Source organism: Bradyrhizobium sp. 31Argb (assembly GCF_043638955.1).
In the GTDB taxonomy this organism is placed as follows: Bacteria; Pseudomonadota; Alphaproteobacteria; order Rhizobiales; family Xanthobacteraceae; genus Bradyrhizobium.
In genome coordinates, this window is sequence record NZ_JBEGDB010000058.1 from 14,586 (window position 1) to 34,867 (window position 20,282).

General features: G+C 64.5%; 8 protein-coding genes and 1 pseudogene. 8 read left to right on the forward strand and 1 reads right to left on the reverse strand.

Features of this window, described 5'->3' with window-relative positions; all coding sequences use genetic code 11:
* Positions 1 to 133: 133 nt before the first annotated feature.
* Complete coding sequence (locus AAFX91_RS14360) at positions 134 to 12,538, forward strand: filamentous haemagglutinin family protein (RefSeq protein WP_394566902.1); 12,405 nt, start codon at positions 134 to 136, stop codon at positions 12,536 to 12,538.
* Between the two features lie 543 nt (positions 12,539 to 13,081).
* On the opposite strand, the gene AAFX91_RS14365 is transcribed toward AAFX91_RS14360, so the two are convergent.
* Positions 13,082 to 13,660: a hypothetical protein gene (locus AAFX91_RS14365; RefSeq protein WP_394566903.1), complete on the reverse strand. Its 579-nt coding sequence runs from the start codon at positions 13,658 to 13,660 to the stop codon at positions 13,082 to 13,084.
* Between the two features lie 200 nt (positions 13,661 to 13,860).
* On the opposite strand from AAFX91_RS14365, the gene AAFX91_RS14370 reads away from it, so the two are divergent.
* The 7 genes and pseudogenes from AAFX91_RS14370 to AAFX91_RS14400 form a co-directional block, all read left to right on the forward strand.
* Positions 13,861 to 14,637, forward strand: a complete 777-nt coding sequence (locus AAFX91_RS14370) for a FadR/GntR family transcriptional regulator (RefSeq protein WP_394566904.1) — start codon at positions 13,861 to 13,863, stop codon at positions 14,635 to 14,637.
* On the forward strand, positions 14,634 to 14,756 hold the full coding sequence (locus AAFX91_RS14375) for a hypothetical protein (protein ID WP_394566908.1): 123 nt from the start codon (positions 14,634 to 14,636) through the stop codon (positions 14,754 to 14,756). Before AAFX91_RS14370 ends, AAFX91_RS14375 begins: the two co-directional genes overlap by 4 nt.
* A 3-nt stretch (positions 14,757 to 14,759) precedes the next feature.
* On the forward strand, positions 14,760 to 15,848 hold the full coding sequence (locus tag AAFX91_RS14380) for an aldose epimerase family protein (protein WP_394566905.1): 1,089 nt from the start codon (positions 14,760 to 14,762) through the stop codon (positions 15,846 to 15,848).
* Entirely contained in the window at positions 15,848 to 16,732 is an 885-nt protein-coding gene (locus AAFX91_RS14385; RefSeq protein WP_394566907.1) for an SMP-30/gluconolactonase/LRE family protein, read from the forward strand. Before AAFX91_RS14380 ends, AAFX91_RS14385 begins: the two co-directional genes overlap by 1 nt.
* Before the next feature lie 65 nt (positions 16,733 to 16,797).
* Positions 16,798 to 17,868 carry a multiple monosaccharide ABC transporter substrate-binding protein gene (gene chvE / locus AAFX91_RS14390; protein ID WP_394566906.1) on the forward strand — a complete coding sequence of 357 codons (1,071 nt, stop codon included), beginning with the start codon at positions 16,798 to 16,800 and terminating at the stop codon, positions 17,866 to 17,868.
* Between the two features lie 83 nt (positions 17,869 to 17,951).
* Positions 17,952 to 19,529 carry a multiple monosaccharide ABC transporter ATP-binding protein gene (gene mmsA / locus AAFX91_RS14395; RefSeq protein WP_282527566.1) on the forward strand — a complete coding sequence of 526 codons (1,578 nt, stop codon included), beginning with the start codon at positions 17,952 to 17,954 and terminating at the stop codon, positions 19,527 to 19,529.
* Positions 19,526 to 20,227 (forward strand): annotated as a pseudogene (locus AAFX91_RS14400) (sugar ABC transporter permease); the annotation flags it as partial. The gene mmsA and the pseudogene AAFX91_RS14400, both read left to right, overlap by 4 nt.
* Positions 20,228 to 20,282 lie beyond the last annotated feature (55 nt).

Below are 20,282 nucleotides of genomic sequence, written 5' to 3' on the forward strand. Positions count from 1 at the left end.
GATGCGACCTGTTTTCGCGGGAAGCGCGAGATCGCGAGCCTCGGGATCGATCCACCAGAAATTATTCGCTGAATCCATTTCCTCTCATAGGGGGCTGAAACGTCACGCCTACCGCAATGCGCGCCGCGCTGCATTGCTCACCGGCGTCAGTGTGGCGGCGCTGTTCTTCTCCGACCCGGTCGCGATAGCTCGTCCCTTGGGTGGACAGGCGCCGACACCGTCGGCAGCGGCGATCGCGGCAGCGCAATCGGCGCAACAGGAAGCCGCCCGCGCCGCGAGTCAGTCCTCGGATGCACTCAAGCGGGCGACGCTCGCGATCCAGGCGCAGCAGGCCAGCCAACAGGCGGCCCGTGATGCCGCGCGCGCCGCAGTGAATGCGTCTTCGATCCCCAATGGTTTGGGCGTCGGTGGACTTCAGCGGCCGGCCGGCGCTGTTCCGGGAACCGACCTGTGGCAGGGGGCGAACCTGCCGACACAGTTCACGGACGGCGACCGCGTCAAGGTCAATATCGGGCAGACCCAGCAGAAGGCCATTCTCACCTGGGACACTTTCAATGTCGGCGCTCGGACCGATCTGCGGTTTGAGCAGCACGGCAACCGCGACTGGGTCGCGCTCAACCGGGTGCTCGGCACGGATGCGCGGCCGAGCCAGATCCTCGGCAATATCAAGGCCGACGGCTCGGTCTACGTGATCAACCAGAACGGCATCATCTTCGGCGGCGGAAGCCAGATCAATGTCGGTGCGCTGATCGCATCGACGGCGAAGATGTCGGACGAGCAATTTCTGAAGGGCATCTATTCAACGCAGACGGGATCGACCTGGACGCCGAGCTTCACCGACGCGGCGGCGCTGCTCGGCAATGGCACGGGCGGCGGGGTGGTCAAGGTCGAAGCGGGTGCACAGATCGAGACGCGCGCACCGGCGTCCGTCACATCCGGCGGCGGCTTCGTGCTCTTGATGGGCGGGCAGGTCGTCAATGCCGGCTCGATCGCGACACCGCTGGGCCAGGCTCAACTGGCGGCGGGCGATGACTTCGTGCTGCGCCGTGGCTATGGCACCGACCAGAACGTCGCATCGACCACGCGCGGCAGCGAGATCGCGCCAGTGTTGCATACCGGCGGCCTCGTCGGGCTGGTCCGCAATGACGGTGTGGTCTTCAGCGCGCAGGGCGACATCACGCTCGCCGGCCGCACCATCGAGCAGAACGGCGCCCTGGTCGCCTCGACCTCGGTCAACACCCGCGGCACCATCCATCTGCTCAATTCGGCGACCGACACGCGCGGCAGCGTGACGCTCGGCGCGGGCAGCGTCACCACCGTCATCCCCGAGCTCGAGAGCGGGGAGACCGCGCTCAACGGCCAGCGCGACGCGCTGATCACGGCGTCCGCCACCGCGAACCAGCAGCGCGGCCAGTCGGCGACCGGTCGGTTCGACAATCTCTCCCTGCTTGCCGATCGTCTCGATCAGTCGCGCATCGAGATCGTCACTGGCGGCAATGTGATCTTCAAGGGCGGCGAGGGAGCAGGTTCGCTGACCATGGCGCAGGGCGGGCAGGTGGCGGTGTCCGCTGGCGGGCGCATCTTCACCGAGAGTGGCGCCACGATCGACGTCTCCGGCGTGCGCAACGTGTCGCTGGCGATGTCGGCCAACAACATCATGGTCAATATCCAGGGCAATGAGCTGCGCGATTCACCGCAGAACCGGGACAGCAATGCGCTGAAGAACGCCGACGTCTGGGTCGATATCCGCGATCTGACCTACGTGCCGTCGGGCACGGGCGGCTATGAGGGCGATCGCTACTACACGCCGGGCGGGCTGCTCGAAGTCGGTGGCCATCTCGCCAACATCCGGCACAGGATCGGCGAATGGAGCGCAGTTGGCGGCACCATCACGCTGTCGGCGCCGGCGGTGATCGCGCAGGCCCGATCGGTGTTCGACATCTCGGGCGGCTCGATCCGCTATGAGGCCGGCTATATCCGGACCACGAACTTCCTTGGGGCCGACGGGCGGCTCTACAACATCAACGATGCCCGCGCCGACATGACCTTCTATGGTCTTGGCAGCGGCTTCATCCGCAAGCACGAGCGCTGGAACGTCACCGAGGTCTGGACCAGCCCGTTCGGCCGCGGCCGCGAGAGCGTGCGTTGGGAGGAGGGCTACACGGTCGGGCGCGATGCCGGACGGCTGATTCTGTCCACGCCGACGGCGGTGTTCGAGGGCGACATCCTCGCCGACGTCGTCACTGGCGAGCGGCAGCAGCAGGCGCGGCCTGAAGGCATCACTGATGGTTACAAGGCTGCGCAAAATACGATCGCGCAGGCCGGCTCGCTCGTGCTGGGGCGCTATGACCTGACGGCGGGGAACAACGGGCCCTATGCGGTGGATGTCAGAATCGGCGATGTCGCCGACGTCACCGGCAATCTGACGAGCGACGCCGCGCTGTCCGGGGAGCGCACCGGCACCGCATGGTTTGATGCCGATCGCCTGAACGAGGTCCGGCTTGGCGGGCTGACGCTGGAGACGCGTGGTAAGATCGCCATCGAGAGCGACCTGACGCTGGCCGATGGCGGCGTGCTGACGCTGGCTGCACCCACAACCGACATTGCCGCCGATGTCACCGCGCGCAGCGGGTCGATCCGCGCGACCAACTGGTTCGCGATCCACCCCAACAGCGCCGCCGTTCCCGGCGAGCTGTTCGATGCTGATGGCGCGGCTTCCATCACGCTGCGCGAGGGCGCGATGCTGGATGTGCGTGGTCTGTGGGTCAATGCCGTCGTTGAACCGGCCGATACCGATAAGCTGGCGCATATCGACGGCGGCGATGTCTTCCTGGCCACCAGCGCCAATGTGACGATGGAGAAGGGTAGCCGGATCGACGTGTCCTCGGGCGCGGCCTTGAAGGAGACGAACAAGACCGTCGGCGGCGCGGGCGGCGATGTCATTCTCGCCAGCGGAGCGCCCCAGAATGGTCCCGTCGGTTCCAATAGCACGCTGAAGCTCGATGGCGATATCGCCGGTTATGGCGTGAAAGGCGGCGGCACGCTGCAAATCGAGACCGCAATGGCGGTCGCGATCGGTGGCGGATCGTCGCAAGGTCTGTCGCTTGCCACCGATCTGTTCCAGTCCGGTTTCTCAAAATATGACATTACCGGCTATGGCGGCGTCAAGGTGGCGGAAGGCGCGGCGCTGGATGTGTTCGCGCCTGTCTACCGGGTCAAGGACGGGGGCTTCGGCGTACCCTCCGCCGCTGATACGTCGAGCGCGCTTGAGATATGGACGCCGCCGCTGTGGCAGGAAAATGCGGTCAAGGGGGTGCTCACCCAGCGCGCCGGCGCCAGCCTGAAGCTTGGTTCCGGCGGGCCTTATGTGGCGGTGAAAGCGCCGGTCGAAATAAGCGAAGGCGCGGTCGTCACCGTCGATCCGGGCCAGAAGATCGAGCTCAGCGGCGGGGGCCAAATCACCATCAATGGGCGGTTGAACGCCTATGGCGGCCGCATTGCCATCACCGATCTGAGCCTCCCCGGCTATGACGGCACCGCCAAACCCACCTCGGTGTGGATCGGCGACAGAGCGGTGCTGGATGTGGCGGGCCGTGCCTATGTGGCGCGCGATGGCAAAGACCGCCGCTATGGCGTGGTGCAGGATGGCGGCAGCATCGAGATCGGCGGCGCGATCGACTGGGAAGATGTGAAGACCAATACCAATCGTCCGTCGGACCGCTTCCTGATCATCCGTCCCGGCGCGGTGCTCGATGCGTCGGGCGCAAGCGCGGTGCTGGATATCCCGGAAAGCGGTCTTGGCGCTGCCGGACAGCCGGTGGCCGTCGCGGGCGACGGCGGCTCGATCGTGCTGCGGTCGGCCAACGGCCTTTATCTCGATGGCTTTATGCACGCGGCGGCGGGCGGCGAAGGCGCTTCGGGCGGCACGCTCGGCATCGCGTTTACCGGCTCCGAATGGAGGAACGGCATGCCGGTCGATCCGGCACTTCTTAACCCGCGCGTGATCACGCTGGCGCAAACACAGGGCGAAAGCGTGCTGTCGCCGGGTCTTGCGGCGGGCGCGGCCGATGCGGGCCTCACCTATGGCTTCGCGCGGCTGGGCAAGGACCGCATCGAGGCGGGCGGGTTCGATCATCTGTCGCTGGCGGGCACGGTTTTCGCCGAGGGCGATTTGAGCCTGGCGCTGCGCGGCAGCTTCCGCCTCTTTGGTGGCCTCGCCTTGGCCGGGTCGGCGCCGGACAGGGCGGCAGTGGCGATATCAGCTCCCTATGTGCGCCTGGCGCAGACCTATTATCCTACCCTGTTCTCTGGCGCCAACATCATCAAGCCGACCCCGGCGCCTACTGCGGCGAGGCCGGGAGCTCGGCTGGCCGTCGATGCCGACCTGATCGATATCGGCGGCAATGTTTTCCTTTCCAGCTTCGGCGAAACGGCGCTCACGAGCCGGGGCGATATAAGGCTGCTCAATGGCTATAATGCGGATGTGAACGCGGGCAATTGGCCGACGCAATTGGTCGTGCCCGGCAATCTGACGCTTACGGCGGCGCAAATCTATCCGGCCACCGGCGCGACGGCGAGGATCATGGCCGGCGCCATCCCCATCTCCGCCGGGAGCGTTACCGACGTAAAAATCACCGACCCGAACGGCCGGCTGACGATCCGCTCCATCGGCGGCGCCACGCCCGATGTGCCGTATTCCGTCTTCGGCACGCTCATGCTTGGCGCCGCGTATATCGATCAGGGCGGCGTGGTCCGTGCGCCCCATGGCAGCCTCCAGATCGGCACCACCTCTTTCACGGCCGCCAAGGGCATCCAGAGCCAAGTCACTTTCCTGCCGGGCAGCCTGACCTCGGTCAGCGCGGCGGGACTCACCATGCCCTATGGCGGCACGCTGGATGGCATCGTCTATCGCTACAACGGCGTGGAGGTCCAGCCGGACGGGATAAGCCCCCGCGGCTCAGGCGATGAGCCCAAGCGCGGGATTTCGCTCTACGGCGTCGCGGTCGATGTGCGGGAGGGCGCGACGCTCGACCTCTCGGGCGGCGGTGACCTCACCGGCGCGGGCTTCGTCAGCGGGCGCGGCGGCTCGGTCGATGTGCTGCGCGCCGCGTTTGCCGACGCCAATCCCGCCTATGGCTTCAGCCGGTCGGGCAATGCCGTCTATGCCATCGTCCCCGGCTTTGCCGGCGGCTATGCGCCGGTTGCCGCCGATGCGGGCGCGGGCAACCCGGGTATCGGGCGGCAGGTGACGATCCCTGCGGGCATACCCGGCCTGCCGGCGGGCACCTATACGCTGCTGCCATCCACCTATGCGCTGCTGCCGGGCGCGTTCCGCGTCGAGATCGGCGCCGGCAATCAGATGGGCCTCGCCGGCGTCACCGGCATCGGCAACGGCTCCTATGTCGCGGCGGGGCTCATGGGAACCGCCAATACCGGCGTGCGCGACACGCTGGCGAGCCAGATCATCATCACCCCTGCGACAAGTGTCCGCACCCATTCGTCCTACAATGAGAAGAGCTACAATGATTTCGTGCTGGCCGATGCGGCGCGGCGCGGCATTGCGCGCGGCATGATGACCGTGGACGCCAAGACACTGGCGCTGATGCCGAGCGCGGGGGCGGGGCTGGGCGATACGCCCGCCCTCAAATTCGACGGCAAGGCGCTGTTCGCGCCGCAGGCCGGAAGCGTTGGCTTCGGCGGCACACTGGCGGTGGGGATCACTTCAAATCGTCCGATTGAAATCCTTGCCGATGGCCAGAAGCCGGCGGGGACGGACAAGAACGGCGTCGCGCTCTATGCCAGCGATCTCAGCGGCTTCGGCGCATCGCGCCTGTCGATCGGCGGCGTACCCGTGGTGAGCTATGGCGGCACCCAGGTGGGCTTTATCGGCCCCGCCAATTCCGTGATCGTCCGCTCGGGCGCGGTGCTGTCGGCGCCGGAGGTGTTTCTGATCGCCGCGGGAAGCGATGCAAGGCCGGGGGAGGGGCGCATCGTGGTCGAGCAGGGCGCGTCGATCACCACGATCGGCCGTGGCGCGCCGAGCTATGATTCCAGCGACGGCTTCATTTTCGGCGGCGGCAACATGAGCATGCTCGCGGTGTCCAATGGTTGGATCAATTTGCTGGCTCCGACCCAGCCCGGCAGCGTGCCGGTCGATATCGGCGGCTGCATCACGGTCTGCTCAGGCGAAACCACGCTTTATACCGAAGGCACCATCGGCGTTTCCACCGACAAGGCCTTCACGCTCGCCGACAATCTTCGCTATGGCGCGCGCAATCTGGTGCTGGGGGTCTCGGCGGTCAATCTCGGCTCCAGCGAAAGGCTGGCCGCTGCCCGCGCCGCGGGCCAGCTCCCGCCGGGCATGACGCTCAATCAGGATGTGCTGGCGGGCCTGCTCAAGGGCAACACCGCCATCGGCACGCCCGCGCTTGAAACGCTGGTGCTGAACGCGCGGGAATCCTTCAATCTGTTCGGCTCGGTCGAATTGAACACGCTCGCCACCGGCACCGGCAAATCGTCGGTTCAGCGGCTGGTGTTCGGCACCCCCGCCGTCTACGGCTATGGCGCGGCTGATGACAAGGTCACCATCACCGCCGGAGAGTTCATCTGGGCGGGCGCGATAGCCGCCGGCCAGAGCTCGGTTCCGGGCTATTCGACACCGGCCGCGCCGGGCGCCGCGATGCGCGACCTGCTCGGAGACGGCAGCCTCGACATCGTGGCTGACCGCATCCTGCTCGGCTATGCGCCCAACACCCAGCCCAATAATCTGGTTTCCGCCGATCGTCTCGCGCTCGGCTTCGCGTCCGTCAATCTGACGGCGAGCGACCGGATCACCTCCAGCGGCAAGGGGTCGCTCGCGGTCTATCACCATCAGGGCGACTATGTGGCCGATAAGGGCTGGCAATATAGCGGCGGCGACTTGACGCTGAACAGCCCGCTCGTGACGGGCGAGGCTGGCTCGGTCAATAGCCTCACGGCGGGCGGCGCGATCACGCTGTCAGGCGCGGGGAAGACGGCAGGCAGCGACACGCTGGGCGCGGAACTGCAACTTGCGGCGCAAAGGATCGGTATCGGCACGACGCTGGCGTTTGCCTCCGGCAAGCTGGCGCTCAACGCCGCGCAGGATATCACGCTCACCGACAAGGCCCGCATCGATCTTGCGGGACGCGCGGTCAAGATGTTCGACGTCACCAAATATAGCTGGGGCGGCGACCTCATATTGGCCAGCACGGGCGGAAACATCCTTGCTGCGTCGGGTTCGCTCATCGATCTCTCGGCGAAGAACAATCGCGGCGGCGCGATGAGCGTTACGGCGCTGGGGACCGCGGCGGGGCATGTCGATCTCACGGGAACCATCCTCGGTTCCGCCAGCGGCGCATATGATGCCGGCGGCACGATCGTCCCCTATGATGCCGCGCAATTGACGTTGCGGGCGCAGACGCTGGCGGATTTCGCCGGGCTCAACAGCCGGCTCAACGCGGGCGAAGTCTTCGGCGCGCGGCGCTTCCAGATCAAACAGGGCGATCTCACGGTTGGCGACGAGGTAAAAGCGCGCGAGGTGCAGATCGTCGTCGATGGCGGTAATCTCACCGTCAATGGCCGCATCGACGCCAGCGGTTATCAGGTCGGCGCGATCCGGCTTGCCGCCAAGCGCAGCCTCACCCTCAACGGCACGCTCGACGCGCATGGCACGGGGATGCGCTTCGACAGCTATGGCAAGATCATCGACAGTCCGAACCGGGCCATCGTCGATTTGACGAGCCGCGAAGGCAGGCTCACGCTTGGGACCAATGCGGCAATCGATTTGCGCGCCGGAACCGGAATCGCGCAAGGCACGGGCGCGGGCAGGAACGACGGCAAGGCGCGCGGCACGCTCGACCTCAACGCCGCGCGGGTGGGCGCGGATGATGTGGCGATCGATATTCTGGGGACACCCGCGATATCAGGCGCGAAGACGACAGCCGTCAATGCCTTCCGCAGCTATGACGATGCGCCGCTGGCGGACCTGCCCGACGTGTCGGGCGCGCGGCCGCAGCTCATCACGCAAGCCTATCTCGACACCATCGACGGCCACAGCCAGGCCTTCATCAACGCCGCGCTCGGCAATGCGTCGCTCACCGCGCGTCTGAAGCGCCTTGGCGATTATCATTTGCGTCCCGGCGTCGAGATCGTCAGCAACCAGGCGACCAATCCCGGCGGCGCGCTGACGGTTTCGGGCGATATCGACCTGTCGAACTATCGCTACGGCCCCAATGCCAATCGTCTCAACCCGGCGCTGCGCGGCTTCGGCGAGCCGGGTGTGCTGGTCATCCGCGCGGCGGGCGATTTGAACATCCATGGCAGCATCAATGACGGCTTCGCGCCGCCGCCTGACAATCCCGACGAAAAGGGCGCGGGCTGGGTGCTGACCGAGGGGCGCGACGATCTGAACGGCGGCAAGACGCCGTTCGGCGGCGACATCGTGGTCCCCATCGATGGCGTGGTGCTGGATACGGGAACGCAGTTCCAGCAGGGCGCGGTGCTCAATTATGATATCCCGGCCGGCGCGGCGACATTGCCGGCAGGCACGGTTCTGCCGGTCGCGATGGTGCTTGACGGCAATCTGACGCTGGTGGCGGGGCAGGTGCTGGCGGCGGATGTGGTGACATCATCAGGCACACTCATCAAGGCGGGCACCGTGCTGGGCGAGGCCCTGACCTTGACGCCGGGCGCGCGGCTCGGCGCGGGCACGCGCCTTAATGCGGATGCCAAGATGGCGGCCTTCACTTGGCCCAAGGGCGTGCCGCTGCCGGTGATGCTCGCTACCCGCCAGCGCATCACGCTGGCGCGCGGCGCGGTGATACCGTCCCAAACCAAGGTGGAGCTGGTGGACGACAAGCCGGTCAATCTGTGGCCGGTCGATGCCGACGGACGCCAGAACCGCCGCAACTGGGCGCTGGCGCCGATGCTGCCGGAAGGGGCGACCTCGTGGGACATGACGGCGGTGGCGGGAGCGGATCTCAGCTCCGCCGATGTGCGGGCGCTCGATGTGGCCGGCAAGGGCGATATCGTGCTGGCGGATACGCATTATGGGATGCGTGGCTCTGTGCAAGATTCATCTGTCTTGAGATTCACGAAGGCTTTCGTATCCGACATTTGGGGCGATCCAGCCGTAGAGGGAATGACGCTGGAAGAATTCTTGGCCTATACCGGCTTTCCCTCGATAGAAGCGGCTCTTGGTGTCAGTCTGGAAGAACTCTGCGGACTTGGCGATTTCTGCGTTGGCGGCGGCGGCGGTGGCACGAAGACCTACACCTACAGCCCGGAATACCCACTCTACAGTGTGCTGCGCGCCGGCACCGGCGATCTGAATCTGCTCGCGAGCCGCGATGTGCGCATGATGTCGATGTTCGGCGTCTATACGGCGGGTACGCCGACCGCGCTGCCGGGCGGCGAGACCGCCAACGCGGGTTTCAACCTGCCGCGCGGCACACGCGCCGGTACCGATTCCATTCTCGGCACGGTCAATGAAAGCATGGATTACAGCGCCGCGCTGGCGGCTTATCGGGCGTGGTATCCCGATCAGGGCGGCAATCTGCTGGTTTCCGCCGGCCGCAATGTGAGTGGCGATAGCTGGGACAAGGACTCGGCCAGCGCTACAAAGGAGAAATTTCAAGCAGCCCTCTATTCCAGCAGCGCGGTCGGCAATTGGCTGTGGCGGCAGGGTAACAGCGGCACGGCTGGGGTGAATGACATCGCCACGAACTGGTGGATCAATTTCGGCACTTATGTGAACAGCTCCGACGCAGGGGGCGCCACGCCACGTCTGGTCGGCTTCACCGGCTTCGGCGCGCTGGGCGGCGGCAATGTCGATATCATCGCCGGCGGCAATGCCGGCGTGGTCGATGCGCGCGGCGATGCCGCCCGCAACACCAGCGCCAATCGCTCGGCGCGATCGGAGGGGCTGGTCGCGGCGGTCGGCTCGACCGGGCGTGTGGTTGGCGGCGATCTCGTGCTGACGGGCGGCGGCGATCTCTCGATCAAGGCGGGCGGTTCGTTCAATTCCGATCTGGAGTCCGTCACGGCGACATATCCGAGGCCGGTCTCGCATCTTCTCGACCTCAACGGCGTCTTCACCAATCTGCGCGGCGCGGTCGCGTTTGAAAGCGGCGCGCTCGGCGGCATCAAGGACGGCTATAGCGCGAATGGTGGCGGTATTCGTCCGGATGACCCGTTCGTCGCCGCCGGTGGCACCCCCTTGGGCGGGCCGGTGCTGATGCTGGGCGACGCCGTCGCCACTATCGATACGCGCGGCGACCTCGTACTGGGCGGCGCGGGCGATCCGGGCCGTGTGGGCCTCGTGAACACGTCGCCCTTCACCTATAATGGCGCAGCCTTTAGCGGCCAGGGCGAAGGCTGGTTCTCGCTCTGGACCCGGAATACCGCCATCAATCTGTTCTCCGCCGGCGGCGATTTGACGCCCACTCTCACGCCGAATGCGCAGATGCGGGGCAGCGCTGGGGGCAGCAATGTCAGCGTGGAGGATCTGCCGGCGGGTGTTACCCCTAGCTACCAATATTTCATCTATCCCTCCATCCTGAGCGCTGTCGCCGCCAGCGGCGATATCAAACTGGGCCAGGGCGCTTTCGACGTGACCAATGGGCCCCAAGCCTCGGGCCTGCTGCTCGCGCCATCGCCGAAAGGCCAGCTCGAACTGCTGGCCGGCGGCTCGATCTATGCCCCCACCCACAGTTACAGCATCAGCATTTCGGGCGCGGACACCGCGCTGCCGACGCCCTTCCGCACGGCCTTCGCGGGCTATCGCACTCACAGCAATGGTGCCGATCCAACGTTGCTGGCGCACAATCTATCGGCTGATGGCACTAAGGGTATCGCAACGCTGTTCGCTTTCGGTCCCAATACGCCGCTCGACGCCGCGCTCCATGCCGGCAATGCAACCCCGTCGCGTTTCTATGCCGTGTCGGGCGATATTGTCGGCCTCGAGACCGGGGCCGTTCGCGACATGAAGGCGAGATCGCCAGTGTTCGGTCAACGCAGCATCATGACCTGGTATGAAGCCGGAGCGCCGGTATGGATGCGCGCCGGCGGCGACATATTGGGCGCGGACATCGTATCGGTGCATAGCAATTCGACCGATATGTCGCTGATCGAGGCCGGCGGCGACATCGTCTACAGCAATGTGACGGTTGCCGGCCCCGGCGCGCTGGAAATCACGGCGGGCCATGGCATCCAGATGGAGGACAAGGCCTCCGTCACCTCCGTGGGCGCGATCATCAGCAACGACAAGCGCGACGGCGCCTCCATCACCATGATGGCCGGAATGGAGGGCGCGGACTGGAATGCGATCCGCGCCCGCTATCTCGACCCGGTCAACCTCGCCGATCCCGCCCGCCCGCTTGCTGACCAGCCGGGCAAGGCGGTCAAGATCTACGCGAAAGAATTGTCCGGCTGGCTCAAGGAACGCTACGGCTTCACCGGCACGGATAAAGAGGCACTGGCCTATTTCGACGGCCTTGCGCCGGAGCAGCAGCGCATCTTCCTGCGGCAGGTCTATTATGCGGAGCTGCGCGAGGGCGGCCGGGAATACAACAAACCCGCCAGCAGCCGCTACGGCTCTTACCTACGCGGCCGCCAGATGATCGCGACGCTGTTCCCGGACAAGGATGCGCAAGGAAACGAAATCGTGCGCGCCGGCGACATCACCCTCTTCGGCGGCTCGGGCGTGAAGACGCTGTTCGGCGGCGATATCGAGTTCATGGCCCCGGGCGGCCAGATCGTCGTCGGCGTCGAAGGCCAGGTACCACCCTCCACGGCGGGCGTGGTGACGCAAGGGACAGGCGATATCGGCTTCTATTCGAAGGGTTCCGTGCTGCTCGGCCTGTCGCGCATCATGACGACGTTCGGCGGCGATATCCTCGCCTGGTCGGCGGAAGGCGACATCAACGCCGGCCGTGGCGCAAAGAGCACGATCGTCTACACGCCAGCGAAGCGCGTTTACGACAATTATGGCGCCGTGACCCTGTCGCCAAACGTGCCGTCCTCAGGTGCGGGCATCGCGACCCTCAACCCCATCCCAGGTGTCGCAGCGGGCAATGTCGATCTGATTGCACCGCTCGGCACGATCGATGCGGGCGAGGTGGGGATTCGCTCCTCCGGCAACATCAACCTCGCGGCGCTGCAGATCGTCAACGCCGCCAACATCCAGGCGCAGGGCAATGTCACCGGCGTGCCCACGGTGCAGGCGCCGCCGGTCGCGGCATTGTCCACCAGCAACAACATGACGGCGGCGACGCAACAGGTTCAGCCAACCGCGCCCAGCACCAACGACCGTCCGTCGATCATCATCGTCGAATTCCTCGGCTTCGGTGGCGGCGACGGGACCTCGCCGGATGGCGGTGAGGAGCGCCGTCGACGTGACCAAGGTCGACAGAGCTACGATCCGACGAGTTCGGTCCAGTATGTGGGCGTGGGGCAGTTGACGGACGATCAATTGCGGAAACTGACGCCGGAGGAGCAGTACCGGCTCGCCCGCCAATAGTCGGCGGACCTGCGCACGAACGTGTCGTTGAGGCTGCGGCTCGGCCTCAACGGACGCAACTTCAATTTGTTGTTGAATCGCGGAAGCTGGCTGATATCGGCAAACGGAAGCCAGTCGAACACTCGCTTGGCCGGCCAACATAGCGTCGAGCGCCTTACGCCTTGCACCATGCGGATGATTGAGGAAGGTAACGCGAGTTGGTTCGGTGCGGGGAAGGCGGTAGCGCTCCCGCGCCGCCGAAGCAGACGCTGCGCCCCCATGATGGGCTGGAGCGAGAGTTCAAATCTTTCAATTGGTGAGTGGGCAGCATGTGCACGACGTGCGCACCGGGAGATCAAGAAAATCTAGCGACAGCCAATGTGAGCAAGCCTTCCGAAGCGGGGCGGGGCCGCCTCCGGTTGGCGCACGACCAAAAATTTTGGGTCGGGAGATAGGCGAGTGGCTGACGAGCAGTCTCACTTGTCGGAGGTGGAAAGCGTCACTCTATCACCGGGCATTCGCGCGGCCGATGTCTGGCCCGCAGACATCGGTAACGGAACGTACCTACGACATAGGTAACAACCTCGTGCTGAAGGGGTTGTCGAGGGGCCGCAAGGTTTTCTGCTCGAGGGCGAGTTCAGGCAGTGCGCTGAAATCGCCGTTGTTGTGCATTTGATGCCGTGTCGGCGCGGGGCGCTTTTCGGAGCCCTCGTCCTGCAACCGCCATATCTCGATCAGGCCGCATGGGTTTTTGCCAAACAGGCAGCCTTCTATCGTGTCGAGCTTCAGCAGGGCCAGCAAGGAGGATGGTGCTGTCGCGTAAATCCGATAGCGGCATCGTTTCCTTGTAGCTGGCCGTTTGCTCGTCAGCGCAAGCCATTGGTGGTCCTGGCCGGACACCGAGCAGAACGAATCTGCTTTGCCTGAATCGGCCGTCACCGAACGTGCATTGCAGAAGACTCCGGCGTGTTTCGGATAGGCTCGTCGGAGCCCGACGCCAAAAGGGACCGCTGTCGTGGGCGAGGCGATCTGTATTTCCCGGCTGAAATCGGGCCTAAATAGTAAAATAATATTACTAGTCAGGGCCTTCCTGGCGTGAAATATTGGCTTGGCTGCCTCAAACGAGCAGCCCGAAGGTGCCATGCCACCGCTATGCCGGCGGAGAGCACCCGGAAACAAGCATTTCGGGAGAACGCGCCTCATGCCCCCCAAAGCCTTTCGTGCGGCTATCGTTACGTCGCCAACCTCGTGGCGCGCATCCTGCCGTTCGCCTCGATCGCGCTGCAGCGGGCAATGACCGCGGTGGCGCATCGCTCGGCGGTCGCCAGTGCTGGGGCAAACCCATGACTTCGCAGCTTGTCGTGATTCCGACGCGGCGCGCCCATTCCAATCATGCCGAGGTGGCCCGCAGCATTGGCACTGACATCATCGCCGGCCGCTATGCGGAAGGGACCCGGCTGCCCGGTGACGCCGAACTCACCGCGATGTTCGGTGTCTCACGCCCAGTGCTGCGTGAGAGCGTGAAGACGCTGGTGGCCAAGGGGCTGCTCAGCACCAAGGCACGGGTCGGCACTGTTGTGCGGGAGCGCGGCGCGTGGAACATGTTCGATGCCGATGTGCTCGCCTGGCATCTCGATGCGGGCATAGACAAGCGTTTCCTCGGCGACCTCGCGGAGATTCGCCTGGCGGTCGAACCGCGGGCGGTGGCGCTCGCGGCAGCGCGACGCTCGGAAGCCGATATCTTGGAGCTTCAGCGCAGCCTCGATCGGATGCGGCGGGAGGCCTCGGACTCCGTCGGCTTTGCCGATGCCGACCTTGCCTTGCACATCGCCGTCGCCAACGCATCCGGCAATTTGTTCATGCGCTCGATCGGTCATGTGATCGAGGCGGCGTTGCGCGCGTCGTTTCTGCTCAGTGCGCCGGTCGAAGCGGGCGATCGCGAAACCGTGCTGCTTTGGCATCAACGCATCGTCGACGCCATCGCGGCGGGCGATGCTGAAACGGCCGCGGCGGCCATGATCGAGGTCATCCACAACGGCATGCGGCGGCACGAAGGCACGGCAAACGCGAACTCATCGGCTCAAGAAGCACTGTCAGTTGAAGCGCGGGAAGGACCATGACAGCACCGCGTGTCGCTATTGTTGGCTTCGGCAAGATTGCGCGGGATCAGCATGTTACCGCCATCGCCGCGACCGATGGGCCGGGCCGACCCAGGATCGTCGAAGTGTTCGAAGGCTGAGCCATGGCCAACACAGCCCCACGCATTGCACGGGATGTCTTCGGCACGCTGGCGGACGGTCGTCCGGTTGAGCGCGCGGTGCTTCTGGGTGCACGGGGCTTCGAAGCGCATATCATCACCTATGGCGCGGCACTTCAGGCGCTGATGGTGCCCGATGCGCAAGGTGCGTGCGACGACGTCGTGCTCGGCCATGACGATCTCACCGGTTACTTGAACGTGCGGGGCTTCTTCGGCGTCACGGTCGGGCGCTACGCCAATCGCATCGCCAACGCCCGTTTCGAGATCGATGGCGAGGTCGCGCGGCTTGCGGCCAATGACGGCGCGCACGCTCTTCACGGCGGGCCAGAGGGCTTTGACCGAAGGCTCTGGCAGATTATCGAGATCGAGGACGGCGTCGAGCCCATGGTTACGCTTGCCTACGTCAGCGACCATGGTGAAGAGGGTTATCCCGGCCGGCTCAGTGTTCGTGTCACCTATCGGCTGACCGGCCCGACGGAGCTGTCGGTACGCTTCGAGGCATGCGTCGACCGTTCGACGATCGTCAACCTGACCAATCATAGCTTCTTCAATCTCGAAGGCGCCGCGTCCGGCCTGGCCATATTGGATCATCGGCTCACGATCGCTGCCGATCATTTCCTCGCGATCGATTCGGGCGCGATTCCGTTGCCGGGGCCGCCGCGCGCGGTTGCCGATACGCCGTTCGATTTCCGTAGCCTCACACCGATAGGAGACCGGATCCGCCGCGACGATACCCAGCTGCGCTACGGCCGGGGCTACGATCACAACTTCTGCCTCGACGGCGCCGGCGAATTGCGCCTTGTTGCGCGGCTCGAAGCGCCGCGGTCGGGGCGAATCCTCGAGCTCCTGACCGATCAGCCCGGATTGCAGGTCTACTCGGGAAACTATCTCGACGGGTCGATTGCCGGGAAACGCGGCCGGCTCTACCGGCAGTACGACGCGATCTGCCTCGAACCGCAGATCTGGCCCGACTCGCCCAACCGGGCAGACTTTCCAAGCGCGCAGCTGGCGCCCGGCTCCGTCTATCGGCACCACAGCGTCTACCGCTTTATTTCAGCAGGCAGCCTGACATGATGGAGCAGGTGCCGACTTCCATCCTATGCGCGGAGCGCTGCCATCTCGGCGAGGGACCGACCTACGACGCAGCGACCGATACTGCCTGGTGGTTCGATATCCTCGAGGGCAAGCTGTTCGAGGCTCACCTCGTGAGCGGACAAGTGCGCATCCATCGTCTCGGCAAAATGGCCAGCGCGCTTGCACGCATCGATGCCGAACATCAGCTGATCGCGGCGGAAGACGGTCTTTATATCCGCTCCATCCGCGACGGCGCTATGACGCTCTATCGTCCGCTCGAGGCCGACAATCCGCGCAGCCGATCCAACGACGCGCGGGTGCATCCGTCCGGAACGTTCTGGATCGGCACGATGGGGAGAAACGCCGAGGCTGGTGCCGGCAGCATCTATGCGCTCCATTGCGGCGAAATCTCAAAGCTGTTCGCCAATATCACCATTCCTAACGCGATCTGCTTTTCGCCTGACGGCGGGATCGGTTATTTCGCCGACACAGCCAAGAATGAGCTCTATCGCGTGGCGCTCGATCCCGCGACCGGTCTGCCGCGCGGCGCGCCCGAAGCTCTGCTAGAGCATCGCGGCATTGGCGGCCTTGACGGTGCCGTGGTCGATGCCGATGGCTTGATCTGGAACGCGCGCTGGGGCGGCAGTTGCGTCGACGTCTACAGTCCGCAAGGTGAGCACCTGCGCTGCCTGCACGTTCCGGCGCGGCAGGCGAGCTGCCCGGCCTTCGTCGGGCAGGATTTGTCGCGTCTCCTGGTTACCTCGGCCTGGCAGGACATGGATGAGGCGGCGCGTGCCGCCGATCCGGATCACGGGCGCACGTTCGTCCTTAAGGTCGCCGCGCACGGCCGCGCGGAGCCGGATATCAGGCTCGCCCGCTCTTAGGAGATCTTCGACGACCAAAACCACACCGCAACGAGAAACGTTCCTAAAACCGAAGGGAGTGAAACATGCTCAAGTTGAAGACGACGTTCCGTATGCTCGCGCTGGCGGGCCTCGCCGCCGCGATATGTAGCAGCGGCGCGCTTGCGCAGAAGGCGACGGTCGGCATCGCCATGCCGACCAAGTCGTCGGCGCGTTGGATCGATGACGGCAACAACATGGTCAAGGTGTTGAAGGAGCGCGGCTACGGCACCGACCTGCAATACGCGGAAGACGACATTCCCAACCAGCTCTCCCAGATCGAGAACATGGTGACCAAGGGAGCCAAGGTTCTGGTGATCGCGGCGATCGATGGCTCCACGCTCTCGGACGTGCTGAAGCAGGCCAAGGCCAAGGGCATCACGGTGATCGCCTATGACCGCTTGATCCGCGACACGCCGAACGTCGACTACTACGCGACCTTCGACAATTTTCAGGTCGGCGTGCTCCAGGCGCAGTCGATCGAGCAGGGGCTTGGACTCAAGGAGGGCAAGGGTCCGTTCAACATCGAGCTGTTCGGCGGCTCGCCCGACGACAACAACGCGTACTTCTTCTACAACGGCTCGATGTCGGTGCTGCACCCCTATATCGACAGCGGCAAGCTGGTCGTCGGCAGCAAACAGATGGGCATGGACAAGGTCTCGACCTTGCGCTGGGACGGCGCGACCGCGCAGTCCCGCATGGACAATCTGCTCAGCGCCTTCTACGGCAAGAAGCGTGTCGATGCGGTGCTGTCGCCCTATGACGGTCTTTCGATCGGCATCATCTCCTCGCTGAAGGGCGTCGGCTACGGCACGCCCGAGCAGCCAATGCCGATCGTCAGCGGGCAGGATGCAGAGGTGCCGTCGATCAAGGCGATGCTCCGCGGCGACCAATATTCCACCATCTTCAAGGACACCCGTGATCTCGCGAAGGTGACGGCTGACATGGTCGATGCGGCGCTCAGCGGCAAGGAGGTTCCCGTCAACGACACCAAGACCTACAACAACGGCGTCAAGGCGGTGCCGTCCTATCTGCTCAAGCCGGTGGTGGTATACAAGAGCAACTGGGACGGCGTGTTGATCGACAGCGGCTACTACAAGCGCTCGCAATTCGAGTGAGCGGATGGCGTCCGGCAGGCGTGCAGGGTCACGCCTGCCGGACAACATCTCGCCTGAGGAACTCTGCTGCAGGATTTGATCTGATGACGGCAATGCTAGAAATGCGCGGCGTCAGCAAGAGCTTTGCGGGCGTACAGGCGCTGCGCGACGTCAACTTCACCGTCGAGGCCGGCGAGATTCACGCGCTCGTGGGTGAGAATGGCGCCGGCAAGTCGACGCTGATGAAGGTGCTCAGCGGCGTCCATCCTTACGGCGACTATGAAGGCACCATCGTCTTCGACGGCGAAGAGCGGCGCTTTCGCGACATCAACGATTCCGAGGCGCTCGGGATCATCATCATCCACCAGGAGCTCGCGCTGATTCCGCTGATGTCGATCGCAGAGAACATCTTTCTGTCGCATCCGCCGGCGCGGTTCGGCGTTATCGACCGCGACGCGGTATATCGGCGCACGCGGGATCTGTTGACCCAGGTTGGCTTGCGCGAGTCGCCGGATGCGCTCATCACCGATCTCGGGGTCGGCAAGCAGCAACTGGTCGAGATCGCCAAAGCGCTCTCCAAGCGTGTACGTCTATTGATCCTGGACGAGCCCACTGCCAGTCTCAACGAAGCCGATAGCGCAGCGTTACTGGACCGGCTTGTGGCCTTCCGCGAACAGGGCATCGCTTCGATCCTGATTTCGCACAAGTTAAACGAGGTCGCCCGCATCGCCGACCGCATCACCGTCCTGCGCGATGGCCGTACCGTCGACTCGCTCGACTGCCGGACCGAGCAGGTGGAGGAAGACCGCATCATTCGCAGCATGGTCGATCGCGATCTCGCCCATCGCTTTCCGCCGCGCGAGGTCAGGATTGGGCACCCCGTGCTCGTGGTGGACAACTGGTCCGTGCATCACCCGCTCCATCCGGAGCGCCAAGTGATCAAGAACGTCGGCTTTCACGTGCGGCATGGCGAAATCGTGGGCATCGCCGGCCTGATGGGCGCCGGACGCACCGAATTCGCCATGAGCCTGTTCGGTCGGGCGTGGGGCTACAATATCAGCGGGCGTGTGCAACTGGACGGCCGCGAGGTCAGCCTTGCGACCGTCTCCGCGGCGATTGACGCGGGCCTCGCTTATGTGACCGAAGACCGCAAGCAGCTCGGGCTGATCCTCGCCGACGACGTGCGCAAGAACATCACGCTCGCGAGCCTTTTCCAGGTAGCATCGCGATGGGTCATTGACGACATCAGGGAGCTGAAAGCGGCGAGTGACTATCGCAATCGGATGCGCATCCGGTGCTCCGATGTCTACCAGGAAACCGGCCATCTCTCCGGCGGCAACCAGCAGAAGGTGGTGCTGTCGAAGTGGCTGATGACGGACCCAAAGGTTCTGATCCTGGACGAGCCGACCCGCGGGATCGACGTCGGCGCGAAGTATGAGATTTATTGTATCATCAACGAATTGGCGGAGGCCGGCAAGGGCATCGTGGTGATCTCCTCGGAAATGCCGGAGCTGCTCGGAATTTGCGATCGGATCTGCGTGATGAACGACGGCGCCTTCGTCGGCGAATTCGCCGCCGCGGACGCGACGCAAGAAAAGATCATGCGTGCGATCATGCGCAACAAGGCCGTACAAATCGTCGTCGAACATAACAAGATGCAAGCGGGTGGAATGCAGCCATGACCGACAAGACGGTTTCACTTCCAGAGCAGCGCGGGCACGCTGGATTCATCAAAAACAATCTGCGCAATTACAGCATGCTGCTGTCGCTGTTCGCGATCATGCTGTTCTTCCAGTTCATGACCGATGGCACGCTGCTGCAGCCCCTCAATCTCACCAATCTGGTGCTGCAGAACAGCTATATCGTGATCATGGCACTGGGCATGCTGCTCGTGATCGTCACCGGCCATATCGATTTGTCGGTCGGGTCGGTGGCCGGCTTCATCGGGGCGGTCGCCGCCGTGCTGATGGTTCGCTATCACGTCGATTACCCCGTGGCATTCATCGCCTGTCTGCTGGTCGGCGCGTCGATCGGGGCGGCGCAAGGCTATTGGGTGGCGTATTTCGGCATTCCATCCTTCATCGTCACGCTGGCAGGCATGCTGGTGTTCAAGGGGCTTGCGCTTGCGCTGCTACAGGGGCAATCGGTTGGACCGTTTCCGCCGACCTTCCAGAAACTGTCGTCGGGATTCATTCCGGAGCTGCTTCCCGGGGGCGGGACGCTGTATCCGACCTCGCTGTTTATTGGCGCAGTGCTGGCGCTGGCACTGGTCTATGCCAGCGCGAAGAGCCGTGCGCGCGAGCAATCGCATGGCATTGAGGTCGAGCCTTATGCGTTCTTTGTCGCGAAGAGTGCCGTGCTAGGCCGTGTGGACAGTTACCTTATCCAGAGCAGAGTGGCGGCAATGGCGACGACGGCGAAGTAGTTTCGCGCGG